Source organism: Auraticoccus monumenti (assembly GCF_900101785.1).
GTDB lineage: Bacteria > Actinomycetota > Actinomycetes > Propionibacteriales > Propionibacteriaceae > Auraticoccus > Auraticoccus monumenti.
The window spans coordinates 2103241-2127415 of the sequence record NZ_LT629688.1 but is presented as its reverse complement, the minus strand read 5'-3'; the positions used below and the strand labels follow the sequence as shown (position 1 = coordinate 2127415).

Below are 24175 nucleotides of genomic sequence, written 5' to 3'. Positions count from 1 at the left end.
CTGCTGGGAAGTCTAGGCACAGGCCCCCGTCAGCCACCCAGCCGCTTCCGTGAGGTGTGCACATGACCCACCTGGCGAAGGGCGAGCAGCACGGGGGCCACGAGCGCCGTCCCCAGGAGGACGTAGCGGGCGGCCGCCGCCGGGTCCTCGAGCGGGATGCCGGCCACCTCCACCTCCGCCACCGTCCCCATCGCCCGACCCAGGGCGAGCAGGTGGTCCTCGCCGAGGGTGAAGCCCGCCTCGTGCATGGAGCGCAGCGCCCGGGCCAGGGCCAGCACGCTGGAGCTCCCCGGGTCGACGTCGTCCCAGCCGAGCCGCCCCAGCAGCGCCAGGGCCTCGGAGCGGTCGACCTCCTCCCCGCCCGGCTCCTCGGTCACGGTGGCCAGCAGGTCCAACGTGGTGGCCGGCGGGTGGTCGACCGCGGCCAGCACGGTCCGGATCCGGGCCAGCGGCAGCCCGGCGCCGTCGGCCAGGGCGCGGACCAGCGCCAGCCGCTGCAGGTGGCTGTCGTCGTAGCGGGCCTGGGTGGCGCTGGTCAGCACACCGGGGTGGAGCAGGCCCTCCCGCAGGTAGTACTTGATCGTCGCCACCGGCACCCGGCTGGTGCGGGACAGCTCGCCGATCCGCATCGACCCTCCTTGACTTGGACATCAGCACTATCCATTATTGGAGAGCACACATATCCAGTCTAGCCAGGAGCTCCCATGAGCAGTCGGACGACGCACCAGCACGAGGGCCCGCTCGCGGTCTTCCTGATCGGGATGCGGTTCAACCGTCCCTGGCGACCGGACCTGTGGCTGCCTCCCTTCCTGGCCATGCCCCGGATGCTGCGGGAGCTCTCCTCCGACCCCGGATCGGGCTTCCTCGGGTACCGGCTGCTGACCGGCGGGCGGGGCGTCACGGTCGTCCAGTACTGGCGCGACGTGGCCTCGGTGTACGCCTACGCCGGCGACCCGACCCGCGTCCACCGGTCGGCGTGGCAGGCCTTCAACCGCCGCGCGCGCCGGGCCGGGCCCGCGGTGGGGATCTGGCACGAGACCTTCGAGGTCGCCCGGGCCGAGAGCGTCTACGTCGACATGCCGACGAGCGGTCTCGCCGCGGCCACCAGCGAGGTGGCGGTCGCACCGGGCCGGCACAGCGCCCGCGAGCGGATCGGCGAGACGGTCTAGACCGGTTGTCGAGAACGCGGGGGGCCATCCGTCATGGTGGTGTGGTCGCACCGCGGCCACCCGACCCGAGGAGGAAGCATGACCCAGTACGTCGTCCTGATCGTGGGTGACGCCGAGCGGTGGTGGACCACCATGAGCGAGGAGCAGCGCACGGCCGGCTACGCCGAGTACGAGCGCTTCGACGCCGAGCTCACCCGCCGCGGCCACAGCGTCACCGGTGGGGCCGAGCTGAAGGGGAACTCGACCGCCCGCTCCATCCCGGCCGGGGGCGGTGGCGTGGTCGACGGGCCCTACGCCGAGACCGCCGAGCAGGTGGGTGGCTTCTACCTGGTGGAGACCGAGGACCTCGAGGACCTGCTGGACTGCTGCCAGATCATCGCCGCGCTGGGCGACGGGATCGAGGTGCGCCCGGTGGTGGAGGCGCAGGAGCGTCCCGCGTGAAGCGCTACGTGCTGTTCCTGGCCTACGAGCCCGTCGACTTCGCCGCCATGGACGAGGCGGTGCAGCGCGGCTACCACGACGACCACCACGCCTTCGACTCCTTCGTCGAGAGGCACGGGCGGCTGCTGGGCAGCGCGGCGCTGGCCGACGCCGACACCGCCACCACCGTGCGCCGCGGCCCCTCCGGTGCGGTCCAGGTCACCGACGGCCCGTGGGCGGAGACGGTGGAGATGGTCGGCGGCTACTACGACGTCGAGCTGCCCGACCTGGACACCGCCCTGCGGGCGGCGGCCCTGCTGCCGGCGACCTACACGGTGGAGGTGCGCCCGACCGTGGTGATCGAGGGGTACGACCGGGGGTGAGCGAGCTGGACCGCCTGGCGGTGGTGGTGCGCGAGGAGTGGGGACGTCTGACGTCGCTGCTCCTCGCGCGCTACCGGCGTCTGGACCTGGTCGAGGACGCCCTGGCCGACGCGGTCGAGCAGGCGGCCCGGCACTGGCCGCGCACCGGCTGCCCCGACAACCCCGCCGCCTGGCTGCACACCACCGCGCGACGGCGCGTGCTGGACCGGCTGCGCAGCGAGGCGATGGCCCAGCGCCGCCGCCCGCTGCTGGTCACCGACGCCGAGCTGCACGACCAGGCGACGGCGACCCGGGCCGACCCGGGGGGCCTGGTGGAGGACGAGCGGCTGCGGCTGGTGCTGATGTGCACCCACCCCGCGCTGGCCCCGGAGGCCGGGAGCGCGCTGGCCCTGCGGCTGGTGCTGGGGGTCAGCACCCACGACATCGCCCGGCTCTTCCTGGTGCCGGAGACGACCATGGCCGCCCGGCTGACCCGGGCCAAGAAGAAGGTGGTCGCGGCCGGCATCCCCTTCGCCGTGCCGGACGTCTCGGTGCTGCCGGACCGGCTGGACACCGTCGCCCAGACCGCCTACCTGGCCTTCACCGCCGGCTACGCCCCCGGCAGCGGACCCGACCTGCACCGCGCCGAGCTGGCCGGTGAGGCCGTCCGGCTGGTGCGGGTGGTGCTGGCGCTGCGCCCCGGCGAGCCGGTGCTGGTGGCGCTGCTGGCGCTGCTGCTGCTCCAGCACTCCCGCCGCGACGCCCGGGTCCGCGACGGCCGGCTGGTGCTGCTGCCCGAGCAGGACCGCACGCGCTGGCACCACGAGGAGGTGGCCGAGGCGCTCAGCCTGCTGACGTCCCCCGCGCTGGCCGGTCCGGTCAGCACGCAGGCGGCGATCTACGCGGTGCAGGCGCGGATCGCCGCCGAGCACGCCACCGCACCGTCCTCGGACCGGACCCGCTGGGGCGCCGTGGTGGCCGGGTACGACCTGCTGCTCACCCTCGCCCCCAGCCCGGCCTGCCGGCTGGCCCGGGCCGTCGCGGTGGCCGAGGCCTCCGGACCCGAGGCCGGGCTGTCGGCGCTGGACGGCCTCGACGTCCCGGGCAGCCACCGGACCGCGGCGGTGCGGGCGGAGCTGCTGCGCCGCACCGGCGACCACGACGGCGCGCGGGTGGCCTACGACGAGGCCCTGGCCCGGTGCCGCAACGAGGTCGAGCGGACCCACCTGCGGGAGCGGCGGGACGACCTCGGGACGCGGACCGCCCCCGACGCCTGAGGCGTCGGGGGCGGGGCGCAGCGGGTCGGACCGATCAGCGTCGACCGCTCCGCAGCCCGCGGGCGGCGAGCAGGGAGGTCCCGGCCACCAGCAGCACCGCACCCAGGGCGAGGACCCAGGTGGTGCCGACCGAGCTGCCGGTGTCGGCCAGGTCGCCGACGTCGGTGCCGTCCCCGGTGCCGATCGGCGCCGCGGAGGGGGTGACCTCGTCGGGAGTGGGCTCGGTCGTGGGCTCCGGGTCCGGCGTCGGCTCGGTGGTCGGCTCGGGCTCCTCCGTCGGCTCCGGACTGGGCTCCGGCGTGGGCGTGGGCTCGGGCTCGGCCGCGGCGGCCACCTCGAGGGTGATCCCGACGAGGCTGCCCGTGTCGGTGGCCAGGAAGAGCTGGTTGGTGCCGCTGAGGTCCTGCGGCAGCTCGGCCTCGATCTCCACCGAGCCGTCGACGACCTCGAACTCGCCGAGGAAGATGCCCTCGTCGGGAGCCTGCAGGGCCGCCTCGAAGGTCGCCTCGTCGCGGTCGGCCTCGAGGAGATCAGCCAGGTCGCCGCCGTCCTCGGGCAGCACCCCGACGGCGACGGTCTCCACCTGCGGGGCGCCGATGCTGGTCTGGTCCAGCCCGGAGACGGTCAGCTCCACGGTCTCCCCGCCGGTGGCCTCCAGGGGCGCGTCGCCGGTGTAGACGGCCGAGCGCTTGGAGTAGTCGGCGTTGAGCGGGATGCCCTCCTCGCCGAAGGCGGCGAGGTAGTCGAACCAGGCGTCGCGGTCGACGAGGCCGGAGTCACGCAGGTCGGTGCCGTCGCGGAAGACCCGGAAGTTGTCCCCGCCCTGGGCCAGGAAGGAGAAGGTGCCGACGCGGTACTCGCCGTCGGGGTCGATCGGGACGCCGTCGACGAAGACCTGGGTGATGTGCTCGCCCTGGGCCGCGTCGGGGTCGAAGGTGTAGCTCATGTTGGCCGAGAGACCGAGCTGCAGGTAGTCCCGGCTCGGCTCCTCCTCGCCCTCCTCCGCGGTCTGCCACTGCTGCTCGAGCATCGTGAACAGCTGCTCACCGGTGAGGGTGACGGTGTTCAGGTTGTTGAGGAAGGGCAGCACCGCGTTCGCGTCGGCCACGGTGATGTCACCGGGGGCGAAGTCAGAGCGGAGGCCACCGGGGTTGGTCACCGCGATCTCGGCGCCACCGCGGTCGGGGTCGGCCAGCGAGGTGAGCAGCGCGTCGGCCACCAGGTTGCCCAGCGCGGACTCGCTGCCCCGGTCGTCGCGGCTGGCGGCGAAGTCGTCGCCGGCGGTGAAGTCGAGGGGGTCGGCCGGGGTGCCGTCGTAGTCGCCGTAGCCCTCCTCGCCGTAGCTGCCGTCGGTGAAGGCGGTGGTGATCGGGCTCTCGGCCTCGGCCAGCAGCACGCTGCCCGCCTCGTCGGCGTAGGCGAGGGCGGCGGTGATGATCTCGTCGATCTCGTCGATCCGCGGGTACTCCGCGACGAGGTCGGCGGTCAGGGCCTCGAGCTCGTCATCGGTGCTGTCGTCCTCGTTCTCGTCCTCCACCGGGATCGGCGCGACGATGCGGGCCTCGGCCGCGACCGCCTCGGGGCCGCCGTCGGCCTCGTCCTCGACGGTGATGGTGATCTCGCCGATGCCGGAGGCGTACTCACCGGCCTGGATGATCGGGCGACCACCCTCCAGGGCGGCGTCGGTGTCCTGGTAGGCGTAGGCCTGGTGGCTGTGGCCGGTGATGATGGCCGAGACGGCGTCGTCGGTGTCGTTGACGATGCGGTCGAAGACGGGGCTGGAGGCCACGGCGTCCTCGAGGGTGTCGCCCTCGGAGCCGTAGCCCTCGTGGTAGACCGCGACCAGCACGTCGGCCTCGCCGTTGGCGTCGTCGTCGTCGGTGAGCTCGCCGGCCACCCGGTTGACCGCCTCGACCGGGTCACCGAAGTCGATGTCCGCCACGCCGTCCGGGGAGACCAGGGTGGGGGTCTGCTCGGTGACCACGCCGATCACGCCGATCACGATGCCGTCGACCGTGTAGATGCCGTACTCGGGGAGGGCCGGGGTGTCGGTGCCGGCCTCGTAGACGTTGGCGCCGAGGTAGTCCCAGCCGGCGGCCGGGCGGTCACCGTTCGGGTTCTCACCCACCTCCTCGCCGGCGATGACGTCGCCGGTGAGGTCGTCGAAGCCCTGGTCGAACTCGTGGTTGCCCACCGCGGAGGCACTGACCTCCAGCGCGTTGAGGATGTCGATGGTGGGGTCGTCGTCGTCGACCGCGGAGGGGAAGAGGGTGGCGCCGATGTTGTCACCGCCGGAGAGCAGCAGCGTGCTGTCCTCCCCGTTCGCCTCCCGCAGCTGCTCGATCTGGCCCGCGAAGGGGATGGTGAGGTCGGGGGTGATGCGGCCGTGGTAGTCGCTGAACGACAGCACGGTGATGTCGCGCTCGTCGGCGTGGGCCGGGGACGCCGCCCAGGGCAGCGTGCAGACCGAGAGGGCGAGCGCCGCCCCGGTCACGGCGCCGACGCGCCACCTTCGTGTGGTCATGGTTCCCCTCGTCTGGTCGTGCTGGCACCTGGACGCTACGGCCCCGGTGGGGCGGTCAGGTGACGAGCGGGTGACATCTCAGCGCACCCGCGAGGGGGTTGACGTCGCGGGCACGGGCGGTAACGTGGCCCGTCGCCCCTTCACCCCTGCCGAGTGCACCGGAGCCGCTGGCATGCCCGAGGAAGAGCCCGACACACTCACCACCGAACGCGAGCACCTGGCCGGCTCGCGCGCCGCGCTGGCGCGGATGCGCGCCCACACCGAGAGCCTGGAGGCCTCCGGCGCCGACCACGTCTCGTTGCAGCACGTCCGCCAGACCCTGCACCGGCGGATGCTGTCGCTGCAGGACGACCCGTCCGTGCCCCTGTTCTTCGGGCGCCTGGACTACGACACCGCCCTCGGCGCCGAGCAGGACGAGGTCCTCTACGTCGGACGCCGCCACGTCACCGGCGAGGTGGGTGGTCAGCCGCTGGTGATCGACTGGCGGGCCGCGATGTCGCTGCCCTTCTACCGGGCCCGTCCGGGTGAGCCGATGGGCGTCCGGCGACGTCGTCGCTTCGGCTACGACTCCGGGCGGATGACCGCCTACGAGGACGAGTCGCTCGCGGGCGCTCCGGGCGAGGACGGGGGTGGCTCGCTGGCCTCCGACATCATGGAGGCCGAGATCGAGCGGCCGCGGACGGGGCCGATGCGCGACATCGTCGCCACCATCCAGCCCGAGCAGGACGTCCTGGTCCGCGCCGACCTGAGCCGCTCGCTCTGCATCCAGGGCGCCCCCGGGACCGGCAAGACCGCGGTCGGTCTGCACCGGGCCGCGTTCCTGCTCTACGCCTTCCGCCAGCAGCTCAGCCGGTCCGGGGTGCTGGTGGTCGGGCCCAACGACTCCTTCCTCTCCTACATCGGCGACGTGCTGCCGGCGCTGGGCGAGATCGACGCCCGGCAGGAGACGGTGCAGTCGCTGGTGGCCGGCGCCACCGGGCAGCAGCCGAGGGGCACCGAGCCGGTGGCCGTGGCGGTGCTCAAGGGCGACGCCCGGATGGCGGAGGTGCTGGCCCGGGCGGTGTGGTCCCAGCTGGGGACGGTCGAGGGTCCGCTGGTGGTGCCCCGCGGCTCGCGCCAGTTCCGCGTCCCGGCCTACCGGGCCCTGGAGCTCGTCGCCGGGCTGCGCGAGCGGGGCGTCCGCTACGAGGCGGGTCGGGCCATGCTGCCGCAGCGGCTGGCCCACGAGGTGCTGCTGCGGATGGAGGCCTCCGGTGACTCCCCCGACGACCGGGTGCAGTCCGCGGTCGCCCGCAGCGCCCCGGTCAGGGCCTGCGCCAAGGCGCTGTGGCCGGCGGTGGACGCGCCCCGGCTGCTGCACCGCCTGCTCACCGACGAGGCGTTCCTGGCCGGCTGCGCCGACGGGCTGCTCACCGCCGCCGAGCAGCAGCTGCTCCGGCCGGGGAGGGCACCGCGCTCGGCGGGGGCGATGCGCTGGACGGCAGCGGACCTGGTGCTGCTGGACGAGCTCGCGGACCGGCTGGAGCGGACGCCGAGCCTGGGCCACGTGATCGTCGACGAGGCCCAGGACCTCTCGGCGATGCAGCTGAGGGCCGTCGGGCGCCGGGCCAGCACCGGCTCGGTCACCCTGCTCGGCGACCTGGCCCAGGCCACCACCCCGTGGGCGACGAGCTCCTGGCAGGACTCGCTGCGCCACCTGGGCCAGCCCGGGGCGGCGGTGGAGGAGCTCCTCGCCGGGTTCCGCGTCCCCGGGTCGGTGATCGAGTACGCCGCCCGGCTGCTGCCCACCATCGCCCCCGGTCTGCGGGCCCCGCACTCCATCCGCCGCAGCCGTGGTGACCTCCGGCTGGTGGAGGGCGGGCTGGACGCGGTGGTGGCGGCCGCGGCCGCGGCGCTGGAGCGGGAGGGCACCGTGGGTCTGATCACCGCCGACGCCTCGGTGCCGCGGGTGGTCGCGGCCCTGGCGGCGGCCGGGGTGGACCACGGCGTGCTGGGCGGCGACACCCAGGACGCCCTGCGGCACCGTCTGGACGTGGTCCCGGCCAGCCTGGCCAAGGGCCTGGAGTTCGACCACGTGGTGCTGCTGGAGCCGGCCGAGCTGGTGGCCGGGGAGGCCGACGAGGTGACCGGGCTGCGCCGGCTCTACGTCTGCCTGACCCGGGCGGTGACCTCGCTGGTGGTGGTCCACGACGCCCCGCTACCCGCGGCGCTGGGCTGAGGGTCACCCCTCGGGCGGGCGGGTGAGGCGGGCGAGCAGCCGGTCGACGTCGAAGTCGCTCGGCCGACGCCGGAAGGTGAACGTCCAGCCGGCGCCGACCTCCTCGTGGGTGGCCGGGGTGCGTGTGGAGGTGTGTGTCAGCCAGCTCCAGCACGTCACCCCCAGAGGTCCCGCCGCCTCGCAGCCGGTGCGGGCCAGCGACAGGAAGTCCAGACCGGCGAGGTCGCAGGCCCGGCGGAGGAGGGCGGCGACGACCTGCACGTCACGGCGGTCCAGCGGGCTGGCGCCGAGGAGGCAGAAGGCCAGCACCGCCCGGACGACGAGCTCCTCGTCCCCGCGACGCCCGACCTCGGTGGCGGCGTCCTCCGCCCAGCTCAGGAGGGGCCAGGCCTGGTCGTGTCCCAGCGGTCTGCTCACCCCGTCATCGTCGCAGCCCGTCGCTCAGCGGCCGTGCGGGTCGGTCTGGTTGATCATGGCCACGGTCTCGGCGTACACGCCGCGAGCCTCGCTCCACCGCAGCGGCAGCACGTTCTCGACCAGGACCTGGGTGGCCTCGGGCTGGGTCTCGATCAGCGTCACCACCTCCTCGACGAAGTCCTGCAGCGGCATCGCGTGCTCGTTCTCCTCCTGCCCGGGCAGCAGTGCGGTGCGGACCGACGGCGGCACCAGCTCCAGCACCCGGACGCTGGTCCCGGCCAGCTGGAGGCGGAGGGACTCGCTGAGCACGTGGATCGCGGCCTTGGTGGCGTTGTAGCTGGGGGTGACGGCCAGCGGGGTGTAGGCGAGGCCGGAGGAGACGGTGACGATGGTGGCGTCGGGCCGGGTGCGGAGGTGCTCGACGAACGCCGCGATCAGCCGGATCGGTCCCAGCAGGTTGGTCTGCACGGTCTCCTCGGCCGTGGCCAGGAAGCCCTCGGGGGTGGTCCAGTCCTCGGTGCGCATGATGCCGGCCATGGCGACCAGCACGTCCAGGTCGGGGTGCTCGGTGAGGACCTGCTGCGCGGCCCGGGTGATGCTGCCGGGGTCGGCGGTGTCGATGGTGACGGTGCTGAGGCCGGGGTGCTCGGCGGCCAGCTGCTCCAGCAGCCCGGTGCGGCGGCCCCCGATGACCACGGTGTTGCCCAGCTCCTGCAGCCGCAGGGCCAGCGCGAGCCCGATGCCGCTGGTGGCGCCGGGGATGAAGACGGTGTTTCCGGAGATGTTCATGGTCTGAGTCTGCGAGCGTGCGGGAGGGGGTACCAGAGAGCGCTCGTCCAGGGACCGCCGGTCCCTGGTCGGCGCCGGTCGGCAGCGCGATACTCCAGGGGTGGATCGAGATGCCCTGGCCGACTTCCTGCGACGGCGCCGCGCGGAGCTGCGACCCGACGACGTCGGGCTGCCGGCCGGTGCCCGTCGGCGGGTTCCCGGGCTGCAGCGCGAGGAGGTCGCCCAGCTCGCCGCCATGTCCGCGGACTACTACACCCGGCTGGAGCAGCGCCGCGGGCCCCAGCCGAGCACGCAGATGCTCGGCTCGCTGGCCCGGGCGCTGAGGCTGACCGGCGACGAGCGCGACTACCTGTACCGGGTCTGCGGCCACAGCGCCCCGGACCGGGTGAGCGGCAGCCACGTCGCGCCCGCTCTGCTGCGGGTGATGGACCGGCTGGTGGACACCCCGGCGATGGTCCTCGGCCCGCTGGGCGAGACGCTGGTGCAGAACGACCCGGCCCGGGCCCTGTTCGGTGACGCCAGCCAGCTCTCCGGGATGGAGCGCAGCGCGATCTACCGCTGGTTCGTGCACCCCGAGCAGGAGCGGTGGCGCTACCCCGAGGAGGACCACGAGCGCCAGGGCCGGGCCCAGGTCGCCTCGCTCCGGGCGGCGCACGGAGCCGCCGGCGCCGGCTCGCCGGCGGCCGAGATGGTGGCGGTGCTGCAGGCTCGCAGCCCCGAGTTCGCCCGGCTCTGGGAGGCCCACGAGGTGAGCCGGCGCTTCGAGGACCACAAGGTCCTGATCCACCCCGAGATCGGGCCGATCGAGGTCGACTGCCAGGCGCTGTTCACCGAGGACGCCTCCCAGGTGCTGCTCGTCCTCACCGCTCCCCCGCGCAGCGAGGCCGACAGCAGGCTCCGGCTGCTGGCCGTCCTCGGCACCCAGCGGCTGGTCGACGAGCACCCCGACCTCCCCCGGGGCTGACCGCCGCCGCGGGTCGTACGGTGACAGGGTGCAGCTGCTGAGCCTGTCGGTCCACCCGGTCAAGAGCACCGCTGCCCGACCGGTGCCGCAGGCCCGGTTGGAGCGGGCGGGGCTGGTGGGCGACCGCCGCTGGATGGTCCTGGACGGCGACGGCGCCATGCTCACCGCCCGGACCGAACCCCGGCTGCTGCGGCTCACCGCGGACGTGGCCGGCACCGCACCGGGGGTGAGCGGTCTGCGGCTGAGGGCCGAGGGGATCGCCGACCTCCACCTGCCGGAGCCGGGCGGGCCGGAGCAGGAGGTGCGGGTGTTCTCCGACCGCGCCGTCGCGGTGGACGCCGGCGAGGAGGCCGCGACCTGGTTGCGGGCGGCGCTGGGCCGCGACGACGTCCGGCTGGTGCACACCCCCCGACCGCAGGCGCGCCCCCTGGACCCCCGCTACGCCGGGGACGGGGACCACACCGGCTTCGCCGACGGGTTCCCGGTGCTGCTGACCACCACGGCCTCCCTGGCGGCGCTGGACGACCTGGTGGCCACCGAGGCCGTGGAGCGGGCCTTGACGCCGCCGGAGCCGCTGTCGATGACCCGGTTCCGGCCCAACCTGGTCGTGGAGGGCGCCGAGCCGTTCGCCGAGCACGGCTGGTCCCGGCTCCGGGTCGGCGCGGCGGTGCTGCGGGTGGTCAAGCCGTGCGCCCGGTGCGTGATGACGACGGTGGACCCGCTCACCCTCGAGCGCGGCCCGGAGCCGCTGCGCACGCTGGCCCGGCACCGCCGGGTGGACGGCCGTCCGGTCTTCGGGGTCAACCTGGTGCCCGACACCACCGGCGACCTCGCGGTCGGCGACCCGGTGGAGGTGCTGGCCTGATGCCCGGGAGCCGCCCCCTCGGCGTGCTGGCCGACGACCTCTCCGGCGCGGTGGAGACGGCGGCCGTCCTCGGTCCGGGGACCCCGGTGCTGCTGACCGACGGCACCCCCGTCCCGCCGCAGCCGGTGGTGGTCGACGCGGACGCCCGCCTCGCCGGCCCGGCGGCGGCCGCGACGTCGCTCGGGGCCGCTGCCGAGCGGCTGGGGCGTCACACCCTGGCGGTCAAGGTGGACTCGCTGCTGCGTGGTCCGGTGGCGGCCTCGGTGGCGGTGGCGGCTCGTGGCGGCAGGGTGGTGCTCTGCCCGGCCCTGCCGGCGCACGGCCGGGTGGTCCGCGACGGCGTCCTGCGGGTGGACGGAGTGCCCCTGGACCGCACCCCCGCCTGGCGGCTGGAGCCCTCCGCCCCACCGGCGCGCGTCAGCGACCTCCTGCCCGGGCCGAGCCGCCTGGTGACGCGGGCCCGGCTCCACGACGGCGGGCTCGAGGAGCTGCTGGGCGACCGGACGGGCTGCGTGCTGGTCGTCGACGCCGAGGACGCCGACGACCTCCGGGTGGTCGGGGAGGCCGTCCGTCGCCACGACGCGGTGGCGGTGGGGTCCTCGCAGCTGCTGGCCGCCGTCGCCGGGTCCGCGCCGCCGGCCGCCACCCCCGCCCCGACCGACCGGCCGTCCCGGTGGCTGGTGGTCGTCGGGTCGGCGTCGGCGGAGGCCGCGGAGCAGGTCCGCCGGTTGCGGCAGCAGCGGCGCTGCCGGGTGCTGGTGGCCCCCCTGCTCCCCGGCGGGGTGGACGGTCCCGCCCTCGCACCCGCACTGACCTCGGCCCTGGGTCGGGGCGACGTCGTCCTCACCCTCCCTCCGGCCGAGGCCGCCGGACGCCGGGAGCCGGCCGCCGTGGCCGCCCAGCTGGGTACCGCCGTCGCCGCGGCGTCGTCGGAGCACCCCGCGGTGCTCGTGCTCGTCGGCGGCGCCACCGCCCGCGGCGTCCTCGCCGCCACCGGCACCGAGCGGCTGGACGTGGTGGCCCAGATCCACCCCGGCGCGGTCGCCTCGACCACTCCCGACCACCGGCTGGTGGTCACCCGACCGGGCAGCCACGGCAGCCCCGACTCACTCGTCCAGGTCCTCGACTGGCTGGAAGGAACCCCCAGATGACCACCCCGCACCCCTCCGACCCGCCCCCGCGCCGCTCCCTGCCGGTCGTGGCCGTGACCATGGGCGACGGCGCCGGCGTCGGGCCGGAGTGCACCGTCAGCGCGGTGCTCCACCCCGAGGTGCAGGCGCTCTGCGTGCCGGTGGTCGTCGGCGACCGACGGCGTCTCGAGCTGGCCGCCACGGTCCTCGGGCTGGAGGCCGACGTGGTGCCGGTGGCCTCGCCGGAGGAGGCGGTGCTGGAGCCGGGTCGGGTCAACGTCATCGACCTCGGCCTGCTGCCCGACGACCTCCCCTGGGGCGGGCTGTCGGCGGTGGCCGGCGACGCCGCCTACCAGTACGTCCGGGTGGCCGCCGAGCTCGCGGTGGCGGGGCGGGTGCAGGCCATCTGCACCGCCCCGCTGAACAAGGAGGCGCTGCACCTGGGCGGGCACCCCTTCCCCGGCCACACCGAGATGCTGGCCGCGCTCACCGGCACCGAGGAGGTGTCGATGATGCTGTCCACCCCCCGGCTGAAGGTCATCCACGTCACCACCCACATCGGCCTGGTCGACGCGGTCGCGCGGATCGAGCCCGGGCTGGTCGAGCGGACCGTGCGCCGCGGGCACGAGGCGCTCACCCGCAGCGGCGTCGCCCGACCACGCATCGGCGTCTGCGCGATCAACCCCCACGCCGGCGAGGGAGGGCTCTTCGGCTACGGGGAGGAGGAGGAGAAGATCGTCCCCGCGCTGGAGCGGCTGCGCGCCGACGGGCTGGAGGTGGCCGGCCCGCTGCCGGCCGACACCGCCTTCTACCTGGCCGGGCGCGGCGACTACGACCTCGTCGTGGCGATGTACCACGACCAGGGCCACGGCCCGGTCAAGGTGCTGGGCATCGAGGCGGGGGTCAACATCACCGTCGGGCTCCCGGTGATCCGCACCTCGGTCGACCACGGCACCGCCTTCGACATCGCGGGCACCGGCGCGGTGCGCACCGAGAGCATGGTCGAGGCGATGCGGCAGGCGGTCGAGCTGTCCACCGCGGGCTGAGGGTCCGACGGGCGCCGGGAGGCATGTCCGTACAAGATGCCCTTCCCGGTCGCCGCGCACCGCCCGCGATCCGCCGTCGCACCCTGGCCGCGACGGGAGTATGTCTTGACAAATTCCGGGGGTGCTAGGAGGCTGGTGGCCGTCCCAGACCGCGACCCCCCGGAGACGACGATGTCCACCACGACGACCGGCAACGCCTTCCTCGACCGGCTCGCCGAGACCGGCGCCAGCACGAGGGCCGTGAACACCGCCGACGAGCGCTACTCCCAGCTGGTGATCGGCGCCTGCCCCGACCAGTGGGGGGTCTGGTTCCCCTCCGACCCCCAGCAGATCGACCCGATGACCTGCCTGGACGAGATGGCCGAGGCCGGGTTCGAGGTGCTCGAGACGGGCCCCTTCGGCTACTTCCCCACCGACCCCGAGGTGCTGGCCCGCGAGACCGCCGCCCGCGGCCTCACCGTGGTGGCCGGGACCGGGTGGGGGATCCTGCACAAGGAGGAGGCCTGGGCCGAGACCGAGCGCACCTTCCGCGCCATCGGCGCCACCCACGCCGCCCTGGGCGCGGAGTTCGTGGTGCACCTGCCGCCGCTGTTCCGCGACGACAAGACCTGGGAGCTCACCGACGAGCGGACCCTCTCCCCCTCGGCCTGGCGGCTCTACGTGGAGAACGCCAACCGGCTGGGCCGGATCATGAAGGAGGACTACGGCCTCACCATGGTCCTGCACCCGCACGGGGACTCCCACATCGAGACGCCGGAGGACATCGACCGGATCTTCTCCGCCACCGACCCCGAGCTGGTCTCCTTCTGCCTCGACACCGGGCACGTGGTCTACGGCCAGGGCGACCCGGTCGAGATCATCCGGGAGTACCCCGACCGCATCGGCTACGTCCACATCAAGGCGATGGACGAGGACCTGGTCCAGCAGGCCCACGACGAGGACTGGCCCTTCGGTCAGGCCGTGGCCAAGGGGTGCTCGGTGCGCCCGCCCGCCGGCAAGCCCGAGATGGGGCCGCTGATCGACGAGCTGGCCACGCTCGGACGTCCGCTGTACGTGGTGTGCGAGCAGGACATGTACCCCTGCGACCCCTCCTACCCGCTGCCCAACGCCATCGAGACCCGCCGCCACCTGGCCTCGCTCGGCCTCGGCACCCTCTGAGCCCGTGACCACCACCCCAGAGATCATCACCATCGGACGCTCCGGCGCCGACATCTACCCGCTCCAGGTGGGCGTCGGGCTGGAGGACGTCACCACCTTCGGCAAGTTCCTGGGCGGCAGCCCCACCAACGTGGCCGTCGCGGCGGCCCGGCTGGGCCGTCGCAGCGCCGTGGTCACCGGCGTCGGGGACGACCCCTTCGGCCGTTACGTCGTGGCCGAGATGGGGCGTCTGGGCGTGGACGCCCGCTACGTCGTCACCGACGCCCGCCACCCCACCCCGGTCACCTTCTGCGAGATCTTCCCGCCCGACGACTTCCCGCTCTGGTTCTACCGGCGCCCCAGCGCCCCGGACCTCCAGCTGCGCCCGGACCACCTCGACCTGGACGCCGTCGCGGCGACCGAGCTGTTCTGGTTCACCGGCACCGGGTTGTCGGAGGAGCCGAGCCGCTCGGCCCACCGGGCCGCCCTGGAGGCCCGCGGCCACGTCGACGACGGCCGCCACACCGTCTTCGACCTCGACTACCGACCGATGTTCTGGGACTCGGTCGACGCCGCCCGGGAGCAGTTCCAGGCGGCCCTGCCCTACGCCACGGTGGCGGTCGGCAACCGTGAGGAGTGCGAGGTCGCCGTCGGCGAGACCGACCCCGACCGGGCCGCGGAGGCCCTGCTGGAGGCCGGTGTCCAGGTGGCCGTGGTCAAGCAGGGCCCGCGCGGCGTCCTCGGCAGGACCCGCGAGCACCGGGTGGAGGTGCCACCGAGGCTCGTGCAGGTGGTCAACGGCCTCGGCGCCGGCGACGGCTTCGGCGGCTCGCTGGCCCACGGCCTGCTCGCCGGCTGGGACCTGGAGACCATCCTGACCCGCTGCAACGCCGCCGGGGCCATCGTCACCTCCCGGCTGGAGTGCTCCACCGCCATGCCCACCAGCGACGAGATCGACCTGCTGCTCGCCGGTGGCGACCCCAACCACGGCCGCGGTGTCGAGGACGTGCTGGCCGAGCTGAGGCGCCGATGACCACCACCGCCGTCCCCACCACCTTCTGCCGCAGCTACGAGGAGGTGACCACCACCCGGGTGGAGCGGCCGCAGCGGATCGCCGAGCTGGCCGCCACCCGCCGCCGCCGACCCGTGGGGTCCGAGCGGCTGATGATCGTGGCCGCGGACCACCCCGCCCGGGGGGCCCTCTCGGTGGCCGGACGTCCGATGGCGATGTCCAGCCGGACCGAGCTGCTGGACCGGCTCCGCACCGCGCTGGCCCGGCCCGGCGTCGACGGCGTGCTGGCCACCGCCGACGTCCTGGAGGACCTGCTGCTGCTCGGCGCGCTGGAGGACAAGCTGGTCCTCACCTCGATGAACCGCGGTGGGCTGGCCGGCTCCAGCTGGGAGGTGGAGGACCGCTTCACCGCCGTCACCGCCGAGGCCACCCGTCGCAGCCGCTTCGACGGCGGCAAGATGCTGGCCCGGATCGACCTCGACGACGACCGCACCTCCCTCACCCTGGAGATGTGCGCCCGGGTGGTCGACGAGCTCGCCGAGCGCCGGCTGATCGCCCTCGTCGAGCCGTTCCTGTCCTCCCGCGTCGGCGGCCGGCTGGTCAACGACCTCTCCCCCGACGCGGTGATCAGGTCCATCCACATCGCCCAGGCCCTCGGCTCCACCTCCGCCTGGACCTGGCTCAAGCTGCCCGCCGTCGACGACATGGAGCGCGTGATGGACGCCACCACCCTGCCCAGCCTGCTGCTGGGCGGCGACCCCGGGGACGACGCCGACGCCGGCTTCGACCGGCTGTCCCGGGCGCTGCGGCTGCACAACGTCCGCGGCCTGGTGCTGGGCCGGAGCCTGCTCTACCCCGCCGACGACGACGTCGCCGGCGCCGTCGACACCGCGGTCGGGATCACCCGGTGACCGGCCGCTACCACTGGCCCGCCGCCAGCGCCGCGGGCGGGGACCAGGTCGTCGTCGAGCTCGGGCCCGAGCGGGTGCCGGGCTGGCAGCACACCGGCCTCACCGTGCTGGAGCTGGCGCCGGGCCGGCATACCGAGCACCGCTGCGACGGCGAGGAGCTGTTCGTGGTGCCGCTGCGCGGCGGTGTCGCGGTGGAGGTGGGCGACCGCGTGCACGAGCTGGCCGGGCGCCCGGACGTCTTCAGCTCCGCCACCGACGTCCTGTTCGTCGGGCTCGGGGAGACCCTCCGGCTCACCAGCGCCGACGGCGCCCGGGTCGCGCTGGCCCGGGCCCGCGCCAGCACGCACCACCCGGTCCGCCTCGTCCGCGCCGAGGACGTGACGGTGGAGGTGCGCGGCGCCGGGCAGATGACCCGGCTGGTCCGCAACTTCGGCACCGTCGGCGCCTTCGACGACTGCGACGCCCTGATCGCCTGCGAGGTGGTCACACCCGGCGGCAACTGGTCCTCCTACCCCGCCCACAAGCACGACGAGGAGACCGCCACCGAGAGCGAGCTGGAGGAGATCTACTACTACGAGGTCGCCGACGGCCCCGCCGGCACGCCGGGATTCGGCTTCCACCAGACCACCGGCTCCTCGCCGCAGCGGCCGCTGGAGCTGCTCGCCGAGGTCCGCAGCGGCGACGTGGTGCTGGTCCCGCACGGCTGGCACGGCCCCTGCGCGGCGGCGCCCGGGCACGACATGTACTACCTCAACGTGATGGCGGGCCCCGGCGAGCGGGCCTGGGACATCACCGACCACCCCGACCAGACCTGGGTGCGCGGCACCTGGGCCGACCTGCCGACCGACCCGCGCCTCAGCGACGGAGGAACCCGATGAGCACCGAACCCCGTGTCGAGGGCACCGTGCGGCTGACCGTCGCCCAGGCCGTCGTCCGCTACCTCTCCCGCCAGCACGTCGAGCGCGACGGCGAGCGCCGCCGGTTCTTCGCCGGCTGCCTGGGCATCTTCGGCCACGGCAACGTGGCCGGGCTGGGGCAGGCGCTGCTGCAGGCCGAGCTGCAGGAGCCGGACGCGCTCCCCTACGTGCTGGGACGCAACGAGCAGGCGATGGTGCACACCGCCACCGCCTACGCCCGGGCGAAGGACCGGATGGAGGCCTGGGCCGTCACCTCCTCGGTCGGTCCCGGGGCCACCAACATGGTCACCGGCGCGGCCCTGGCCACGATCAACCGGCTGCCGGTGCTGCTGCTGCCCGCCGACACCTTCGCCGGCCGGTCCGCCTCCCCGCTGCTGCAGGAGCTGGAGCTCCCCTCGGCCGGGGACGTCACGGTCAACGACTGCTTCCGCCCGGTGTCGAGGTACTTCGACCGGGTCTGGCGGCCCGAGCAGCTGCCGGCCGCGCTGAACTCGGCCATGCGGGTGCTGACCGACCCCGCCGAGACCGGCGCGGTGACGATCTGCCTGCCCCAGGACGTCCAGGCCGAGGCTCACGACTGGCCGCTGGCCCTCTTCGCCGAGCGCACCTGGCGGATCGGCCGGCCCCGGCCCGAGGCCGACCTGGTCGCCCGCGTCGCGGAGCTGGTCCGCGGTGCGGAGCGCCCGCTGGTGGTGGCCGGCGGCGGCGTGCACTACTCCGGCGCGGTGCCGGCCCTGCAGGCCCTCACCGCCGCCACCGGCATCCCCGTCGGGCAGTCCCAGGCTGGCAAGGGCACGCTGCTCTTCGACGACCCCCGCTGCCTCGGCGCGATCGGCTCCACCGGGACCACCGCGGCCAACGAGATCGCCCGCAGCGCCGACCTGGTGATCGGCGTCGGCACCCGCTGGACCGACTTCACCACCGCCTCCCGCACCGCCTTCCAGCACCCGGGCGTCCGCTTCGTCAACGTCAACGTCGCCCCGGTCGACTCGGTCAAGCACGCCGGCCTCTCGGTGCTGGCCGACGCGCGGGAGACGCTGACCGAGCTGACCGCCGCCCTCGAGGGCCACCGGGTCGACCCCGCCTACAGCGAGGAGGTCGCGACCCTCAGGGCGGAGTGGGAGCAGCTGGTCGACGACGCCTGCCACCCGGAGGTCAGCGGGCTGGGTGCGGGCGGGATGCTCAGCCAGGCCGAGGTGCTGGGCGTGGTCAACACCCTCAGCGACCCGCGCGACGTGGTGGTGTGCGCGGCCGGGTCGATGCCGGGCGACCTGCACAAGCTCTGGCGGGTCCGCGACCCCAAGGGCTACCACGTCGAGTACGGCTACTCCTGCATGGGCTACGAGGTGGCCGGCGGGCTCGGGGTGGCGCTGGCCGAGCCCGACCGCGACGTCTTCGTGCTGGTCGGGGACGGCTCCTACCTGATGATGGCCACCGAGCTGGCCACGGCCGTCCAGGAGGGCATCAAGATCATCGTGGTGCTGGTGCAGAACCACGGGTTCGCCTCGATCGGGGCGCTGTCGGAGTCCCTGGGCTCGCAGCGCTTCGGCACCGCCTACCGCTACCGCGACACCGGCACCGGGCGCCTGGACGGTGACCGGCTGCCGCTGGACCTGGCCGCCAACGCCGCGTCCTTCGGGCTCCCGGTGCTGCGCTGCACCACCGCCGAGGAGCTGCGCAGCGCCGTCGGCGAGGCCAAGGCGGCGACCGGGTCGGTGGTCGTGCACGTCGAGACCGACCCGCTGGTGCACGCCCCGGACTCCCGCGCCTGGTGGGAGGTCCCGGTCAGCGAGGTCGCCGAGCTCGACTCCACCACCGCCGCCCGCCGCACCTACGACGAGCACAAGGCCACCCAGCGCCACCTGCTCGACCCCACCCGCTGAGCCAGGAGGACGCACCGATGGACGCCACCACCCTGCCGCCGGACCTCCGCGTCGCCGTCGTCGGCGTCGGCGTGATGGGCGCCGACCACGTCGAGCGGCTGGCCACCCGCACCAAGTTCGCCCGGGTGTCGGTGGTCAACGACTTCGACACCGCCAAGGCGTCCCGGCTGGCGGGCACCGTGCCGGGCTGCCGGGCGGTGGAGGACCCCTTCGAGGCGATCACCGCCGACGACGTGGACGCGGTGCTGCTCGCCTCCCCGGGGCGCTTCCACGCCGAGCAGGTGCTGGCCGCGCTGGAGATCGGACGTCCGGTGCTGTGCGAGAAGCCGCTGGCCCTCGACCCCGCCGACGCCCTCCAGGTGGTCCGCCGGGAGGCCGAGCACGGCTCGCCCCTGGTCTCGGTCGGCTTCATGCGCCGCTTCGACCGCGAGCACGAGGAGCTGCGGGCCAGCCTCGCCGCCGGCGAGCTGGGGACACCGCTGATGGTGCACTGCAAGCACCGCAACGCCTCGGTGCCGGGCCACTTCGACGACCGGATGATGGTCTACGACTCGGCCGTGCACGAGGTCGACTCGGTCCGCTACCTGCTCGGCGAGGAGATCGTCTCCGCCTCGGTGCTCAAGCCCACCCCGAGCGAGAACGCCCCCGCCGGTCTCCACGACCCGATGCTGGTCCTCTTCCGCACCGCCTCCGGCAGGGTGGTCACCGACGAGCTCCACCTGACCACCTCCGCCGGCTACGAGGTCCGCACCGAGGTGGTGGGGTCCCGCGGCAGCGCCACCATCGGGCTCGAGGTCGGGCGGCTCACCACCCAGCTGCCCGGGGGCCGCTGGGGTGGCAGCGTGCACGCCGACTTCCGCCCGCGCTTCCGCGACGCCTACGACGTCCAGCTGCAGCGGTGGGTGGACGCCGTCCGCCGCGGCGAGGGCGTCGACCCGACCTCGGCCACCGCCTGGGACGGCTACGCCGCGGCCGTGGTCTGCGAGGCCACCGCCCGCGCCCTGGACACCGACGGGGCCCCGGTGCCCGTCGAGCTGGCCACCCGGCCCCCGGGACCGTCGTCCGACCACCACGAGGAGCAGAGATGACCGACACCCTGACCGGCACCGTCGAGACGACGGGGCTGGAGACGCTCGGGCACTGGATCGACGGCGGCCCCGTCGGAGGGACCGGCGGCCGGACCGGTGAGGTCACCGATCCCGCCACCGGTCGGGTGTCCCGCCGCGTCGCGCTGGCGTCGGAGGACGACGTCGAGGCCGCCGTCTCCGCGGCCCGGGCCGCCTTCCCCGGCTGGCGCGACACGTCGCTGGCCCGCCGCACGCAGGTCCTCTTCCGCTTCCGGGAGCTGCTCAACGAGCGCAAGCCCGAGCTGGCCGAGATCATCACCGCCGAGCACGGCAAGGTGCTGTCGGACGCCCTGGGCGAGGTCTCCCGCGGCCAGGAGATCGTGGAGCTGGCCTGCGGCATCAACCACCTGGTCAAGGGGATGCACACCGAGAACGCCTCGACCGGCGTCGACGTCCACTCGCTGCGCCAGCCCCTGGGCGTGGTGGGGATCATCTCCCCCTTCAACTTCCCGGCCATGGTGCCGATGTGGTTCTTCCCGATCGCGATCGCCGCCGGCAACACGGTGGTGCTGAAGCCGAGCGAGAAGGTGCCGACCGCGGCGGTCTGGATCGCGGCGCTCTGGCGCGAGGCCGGGCTGCCGGACGGGGTCTTCAACGTGCTGCAGGGGGACAAGGTCGCCGTCGACGGGCTGCTCACCTCCCCCGACGTCGCCGCCATCTCCTTCGTCGGCTCCACCCCGATCGCCCGCTACGTCTACGAGACCGGCACCTCGCACGGCAAGCGGGTGCAGGCCCTCGGCGGGGCGAAGAACCACATGCTGGTGCTGCCCGACGCCGACCTGGACCAGGCTGCGGACTCCGCGGTCAACGCCGGTTTCGGGTCGGCCGGTGAGCGGTGCATGGCCGTCTCGGCCCTGGTCGTGGTGGACACCGTGGCCGACGACCTGGTCGCCCGGGTCGCGGAGCGGGCGCGCTCGCTGCGCACCGGCGACGGCCGCCGCGGCTGCGACATGGGCCCGCTGGTCACCAGGGCGGCCCAGGATCGGGTCACCGGCTACATCGACGCCGGCGTGGCCGCCGGGGCCGAGCTGGTGGTCGACGGCCGCGAGGTCGAGCCCGACGCCGACGGCGACGGCTTCTTCGTGGGCCCCACGCTGTTCGACCGCGTGGGCACCGACATGTCGATCTACACCGACGAGATCTTCGGGCCGGTGCTGTCGGTGGTGCGGGTGCGGGGCTTCGACGAGGGGCTGGACCTGATCAACGCCAACCCCTACGGCAACGGCGTCTCGGTCTTCACCAACGACGGCGGCGCGGCCCGGCGCTTCGAGAACGAGGTGCAGGTCGGCATGGTGGGGATCAACGTGCCGGTGCCGGTCCCGGTGGGCTACTACAGCTTCGGCGGCTGGAAGAGCTCCCTGTTCGGCGACACCCACGCCCACGGCGTGGAGGGCGTGCACTTCTACACCCGTGGCAAGGTCGTCACCACCCGCTGGGCCGACCCCGCCCACGGCGGCGTGGACCTCGGGTTCCCGCAGAACGTCTGAGCGAGGAGGGACATGGCTGGTCCGACCGCGGAGGAGCCGGTCCGCCTGGACATCCGGCTGGACCGGCGCTCCCCCGTGCCGCTCTACCTGCAGCTGAGCCAGGGCCTGGAGGCCGCGATCGCCGAGGGGCGGATGCGACCGGGGATGCGGCTGGAGAACGAGGTGGCCCTGGCCCAGCGGCTCGGGCTCTCCCGGCCCACCGCGCGGCAGGGGATCCAGGAGCTGGTCGACAAGGGGCTGGTGGTCCGGCGCCGCGGCGTGGGCACGCAGGTGGTGCACTCCCAGGTGAACCGGCCCGTGGCCCTGACCTCGCTCTGGGACGACCTGGTGGCCGGGGGGAAGTCGCCGACCACCACGGTGCTGGAGTACCGGATCGGGCGGCCCAGCGCCGAGGCGGCCGAGGTGCTCGGGGAGGAGGTGGACGGCCAGGTGCTGGAGCTGACCCGGCTGCGCTCCTCGGGCGGGCAGCCGCTGGCCCTGATGACCAACTACCTGCCGGCCCCGCTGGCCCCCTCGCTGGAGGACCTGCAGCGCCAGGGGCTCTACGCGTGCCTGCGCGACCGGGGCATCCGGCCGGTCGTGGCTCACGAGCGCATCGGCGCCCGTGCCGTGCGGCCCGAGGAGGTGGCGCTGCTCGAGGAGGCCCCGGGGGCGCCGCTGCTCACCCTGGACCGGGCCAGCCACGACGACCGCGGCCGGCTGATCGAGTACGGCCGCCACGCCTACCGGGCCTCGCACTACTCCTTCGAGGTGACCCTGTTCGACCGGTGATCCGCCCGGGCCGCGACGTCGTCGACCAGGGACTTCCAGGAGCGCACCTGGTCGGCGTCCACGTAGGCCTTCCACGACCCCAGCGGACGGGCGTCCAGGTCGATGTGGAAGGCGCGGACGCCGGCGCGGGCCAGCCACGGCAGGTGGTCGGGGTGCAGCTCACCGCCGGCCATCACCACGGCCGCGACGGAGGGGTCGTCGGCGCGGCGGATCAGCTCGTCCAGACCCTGCTCCACCCCGCGGGCCGACCCGGCCGTGAGCACCTGGTCCAGCCGCGGCAGCCGGGCCAGCCGGGCCCACGCCCGGTCGGTGTCCAGGGCGTGGTCCACGGCGCGGGAGCAGGTCCAGGGCCAGTCCCCGCCCTCGAGCAGGGCCTCCAGCACCTGGGTGTCCACCTCGCCGTGGCCGTCGAGGAACCCCATCACGATGCCCTCGGCCCCGGCGTCGCGGTAGGACGAGGCCAGCCCGCGGAGCCGCACCACCTCCCCGCCGTCGGTGCCGAACCCCTCGCGCAGCCGCAGCGTGACCCGGACCGGGACGTCCACGGCCGCGCACACCTCCGCGACCAGGTCCGGCGTCGGTGACGGGCCGTCGACCTCGGGCGCGCCGACCAGGTGGAGCCGGTCGGCCCCGCCCTCGGCCGCCCGTCGCGCGTCGGCGGCGTGCAGCACCAGCACCTCCAGCAAGCCGGTCATGGCGGTCGTGCCTCCTCGGGTGCGTCCTGCCTGCATCCTCGCGCAGCAGCAGGGCCCGAGCCGGTAACCGGGCCGCCGTGGCGGCGGGTCGGTCGTCGCCGCTCAGCCGCGACCGCCGCGCGCCCCCTGGTGCTCGGGGGCCGGCAGCCCCTCCGACACCCGGTCGAAGGCGGCGGTCATCAGCTCGGGCAGCCGGTCGCGCCCGGCCCCGGAGCGCAACCACAAGGAGGTGGCCGCCCTGACCGCGCCCACGGCCACGGAGGTGACCAGCCAGGGGTAGAGGTCGCGCTCCAGGGACGTCCCGCTCCGGGTGGCCACGACCTCGCGCAGGCCGGCCTCGATGGCGTCGTACTGCGCCGTCTGGAAGGCCCGCAGCGACGGGTGCTGCAGGCTCAGCCGCAGCTTGCTGGCGGTCTTGGCCAGCTGCTCGTCGCTGAGGCCCTGCACCGCCTCCACCATGATCGTGGCCATCGACCGCAGCGGCGCCTCGTCCTGCGGGCGCGCGGCGAGCTCGTCGAAGAGCTCGTGGTTGTGCTGGGTGCCCGCGGTGGCGACCGCCTCCTCCTTGCAGCTGAAGTAGTTGGAGAACGTCCGCGGCGACACGAAGGCCAGCTGGGCGATCTCCTCGATGGTCACCTCCTCCAGCCCCTTCTCCAGCGCCAGGCTCAGCGCCGCGTCCGCGATGGACTCCCTGGTCATCTGCTTCTTGATCTCTCGTAGGCCGATCCCCGAATCGCTCATGAGGTCACCCTAACCGATGGGGTTGCAGCCCGGGCGTGTTTGCGTGATCCGCAAAGTTCGTCGGGACCGACATGCGGCCTCCATGGACGCTGTTCCCACCTCGCCCACGGGCGAGGTAGTTGTAGCATCAATCTGGCTCCTTGAGCAAGAGATCCGCACCGTTACACGGTTGTAACCGTCCACCTTCGCAATCTCGCCTGTGTCGCAAGATTGCGGAATCTCAAAGTTGCGCGGTTGGCAAAGTTCTGTCACTGTTCCTTCGTCCGGTCCAGCAGCGCGGCCGGCCACTTGGATCCGAATCGGGGCGGAGCCA

The 24175-nt window shown here is 74.2% G+C and carries 23 protein-coding genes; 17 read left to right on the top strand and 6 right to left on the bottom strand.

The annotated features are described in order from the left end of the window. Positions 1 to 29 precede the first annotated feature (29 nt). Complete coding sequence (locus BLT52_RS09835; protein WP_090592847.1) at positions 30 to 629, bottom strand: MerR family transcriptional regulator; 600 nt, start codon at positions 627 to 629, stop codon at positions 30 to 32. 75 nt (positions 630 to 704) lie between these two features. On the opposite strand from BLT52_RS09835, the gene BLT52_RS09830 reads away from it, so the two are divergent. The 4 genes from BLT52_RS09830 (at position 705) to BLT52_RS09815 (ending at position 3228) form a co-directional block, all read left to right on the top strand. After that, positions 705 to 1169, top strand: coding sequence for a DUF4188 domain-containing protein (locus BLT52_RS09830; RefSeq protein ID WP_090592846.1), 465 nt, complete (start codon positions 705 to 707; stop codon positions 1167 to 1169). Positions 1170 to 1247: 78 nt separating this feature from the next. Then, a complete protein-coding gene (locus tag BLT52_RS09825) occupies positions 1248 to 1610 on the top strand; it encodes a YciI family protein (RefSeq protein ID WP_090592843.1) in 363 nt (120 codons plus the stop codon). Beyond that, complete coding sequence (locus BLT52_RS09820; RefSeq protein WP_090592841.1) at positions 1607 to 1972, top strand: YciI family protein; 366 nt, start codon at positions 1607 to 1609, stop codon at positions 1970 to 1972. The genes BLT52_RS09825 and BLT52_RS09820 overlap by 4 nt, the downstream gene beginning before the upstream one ends. Then, positions 1969 to 3228: an RNA polymerase sigma factor gene (locus BLT52_RS09815; RefSeq protein ID WP_090592839.1), complete on the top strand. Its 1260-nt coding sequence runs from the start codon at positions 1969 to 1971 to the stop codon at positions 3226 to 3228. The genes BLT52_RS09820 and BLT52_RS09815 overlap by 4 nt, the downstream gene beginning before the upstream one ends. Positions 3229 to 3262: 34 nt before the next feature. On the opposite strand, the gene BLT52_RS09810 is transcribed toward BLT52_RS09815, so the two are convergent. Continuing rightward, a complete protein-coding gene (locus BLT52_RS09810; RefSeq protein WP_090592836.1) occupies positions 3263 to 5752 on the bottom strand; it encodes a bifunctional metallophosphatase/5'-nucleotidase in 2490 nt (829 codons plus the stop codon). Between the two features lie 172 nt (positions 5753 to 5924). Here BLT52_RS09810 and BLT52_RS09805 point away from each other — a divergent pair, with 172 nt between their 5' ends. Then, positions 5925 to 7970: a HelD family protein gene (locus BLT52_RS09805; RefSeq protein WP_090592835.1), complete on the top strand. Its 2046-nt coding sequence runs from the start codon at positions 5925 to 5927 to the stop codon at positions 7968 to 7970. A gap of 3 nt (positions 7971 to 7973) precedes the next feature. Here the strand turns inward: BLT52_RS09805 and BLT52_RS09800 are convergent, their stop codons facing one another. After that, on the bottom strand, positions 7974 to 8387 hold the full coding sequence (locus BLT52_RS09800; RefSeq protein WP_090592832.1) for a hypothetical protein: 414 nt from the start codon (positions 8385 to 8387) through the stop codon (positions 7974 to 7976). 24 nt (positions 8388 to 8411) lie between these two features. After that, the gene (locus tag BLT52_RS09795) at positions 8412 to 9176 is read right to left on the bottom strand and encodes an SDR family oxidoreductase (protein ID WP_090592829.1); all 765 of its coding nucleotides are present in this window, start codon (positions 9174 to 9176) and stop codon (positions 8412 to 8414) included. Positions 9177 to 9276: 100 nt separating this feature from the next. Between BLT52_RS09795 and BLT52_RS09790 the strand changes: the two genes are divergently transcribed. The 12 genes from BLT52_RS09790 (at position 9277) to BLT52_RS09735 (ending at position 22426) form a co-directional block, all read left to right on the top strand. Further along, positions 9277 to 10140, top strand: coding sequence for a helix-turn-helix transcriptional regulator (locus BLT52_RS09790; RefSeq protein ID WP_090592828.1), 864 nt, complete (start codon positions 9277 to 9279; stop codon positions 10138 to 10140). A gap of 28 nt (positions 10141 to 10168) precedes the next feature. Next, positions 10169 to 11005 (top strand): MOSC domain-containing protein, encoded by an 837-nt coding sequence (locus BLT52_RS09785; RefSeq protein WP_090592825.1) that lies wholly within the window; start codon positions 10169 to 10171, stop codon positions 11003 to 11005. Further along, a complete protein-coding gene (locus tag BLT52_RS09780; protein ID WP_090592823.1) occupies positions 11005 to 12156 on the top strand; it encodes a four-carbon acid sugar kinase family protein in 1152 nt (383 codons plus the stop codon). Before BLT52_RS09785 ends, BLT52_RS09780 begins: the two co-directional genes overlap by 1 nt. Beyond that, on the top strand, positions 12153 to 13181 hold the full coding sequence (gene pdxA, locus BLT52_RS09775) for a 4-hydroxythreonine-4-phosphate dehydrogenase PdxA (RefSeq protein ID WP_090592822.1): 1029 nt from the start codon (positions 12153 to 12155) through the stop codon (positions 13179 to 13181). Before BLT52_RS09780 ends, pdxA begins: the two co-directional genes overlap by 4 nt. Positions 13182 to 13352: 171 nt before the next feature. Then, entirely contained in the window at positions 13353 to 14339 is a 987-nt protein-coding gene (locus BLT52_RS09770; protein WP_090592819.1) for a TIM barrel protein, read from the top strand. Between the two features lie 4 nt (positions 14340 to 14343). Next, entirely contained in the window at positions 14344 to 15351 is a 1008-nt protein-coding gene (iolC, locus tag BLT52_RS09765) for a 5-dehydro-2-deoxygluconokinase (RefSeq protein ID WP_090592816.1), read from the top strand. Next, positions 15348 to 16241: a Cgl0159 family (beta/alpha)8-fold protein gene (locus BLT52_RS09760; RefSeq protein ID WP_090592814.1), complete on the top strand. Its 894-nt coding sequence runs from the start codon at positions 15348 to 15350 to the stop codon at positions 16239 to 16241. Before iolC ends, BLT52_RS09760 begins: the two co-directional genes overlap by 4 nt. Then, positions 16238 to 17119, top strand: a complete 882-nt coding sequence (iolB, locus tag BLT52_RS09755) for a 5-deoxy-glucuronate isomerase (RefSeq protein WP_090592812.1) — start codon at positions 16238 to 16240, stop codon at positions 17117 to 17119. The genes BLT52_RS09760 and iolB overlap by 4 nt, the downstream gene beginning before the upstream one ends. After that, positions 17116 to 19041 carry a 3D-(3,5/4)-trihydroxycyclohexane-1,2-dione acylhydrolase (decyclizing) gene (gene iolD / locus BLT52_RS09750; RefSeq protein WP_090592810.1) on the top strand — a complete coding sequence of 642 codons (1926 nt, stop codon included), beginning with the start codon at positions 17116 to 17118 and terminating at the stop codon, positions 19039 to 19041. Before iolB ends, iolD begins: the two co-directional genes overlap by 4 nt. Positions 19042 to 19058: 17 nt before the next feature. Further along, on the top strand, positions 19059 to 20129 hold the full coding sequence (locus tag BLT52_RS09745) for a Gfo/Idh/MocA family protein (protein WP_090592808.1): 1071 nt from the start codon (positions 19059 to 19061) through the stop codon (positions 20127 to 20129). Then, positions 20126 to 21655 (top strand): CoA-acylating methylmalonate-semialdehyde dehydrogenase, encoded by a 1530-nt coding sequence (locus tag BLT52_RS09740; protein ID WP_090592806.1) that lies wholly within the window; start codon positions 20126 to 20128, stop codon positions 21653 to 21655. The genes BLT52_RS09745 and BLT52_RS09740 overlap by 4 nt, the downstream gene beginning before the upstream one ends. Positions 21656 to 21667: 12 nt before the next feature. Next, the gene (locus BLT52_RS09735) at positions 21668 to 22426 is read left to right on the top strand and encodes a GntR family transcriptional regulator (protein WP_090592805.1); all 759 of its coding nucleotides are present in this window, start codon (positions 21668 to 21670) and stop codon (positions 22424 to 22426) included. Here the strand turns inward: BLT52_RS09735 and BLT52_RS09730 are convergent. Beyond that, positions 22393 to 23121 carry a copper homeostasis protein CutC gene (locus BLT52_RS09730; protein ID WP_090592802.1) on the bottom strand — a complete coding sequence of 243 codons (729 nt, stop codon included), beginning with the start codon at positions 23119 to 23121 and terminating at the stop codon, positions 22393 to 22395. The two genes, BLT52_RS09735 and BLT52_RS09730, sit on opposite strands and share 34 nt — an antisense overlap. 102 nt (positions 23122 to 23223) lie before the next feature. After that, the gene (locus tag BLT52_RS09725; RefSeq protein ID WP_090592799.1) at positions 23224 to 23862 is read right to left on the bottom strand and encodes a TetR/AcrR family transcriptional regulator; all 639 of its coding nucleotides are present in this window, start codon (positions 23860 to 23862) and stop codon (positions 23224 to 23226) included. Between the last annotated feature and the right edge of the window lie 313 nt (positions 23863 to 24175).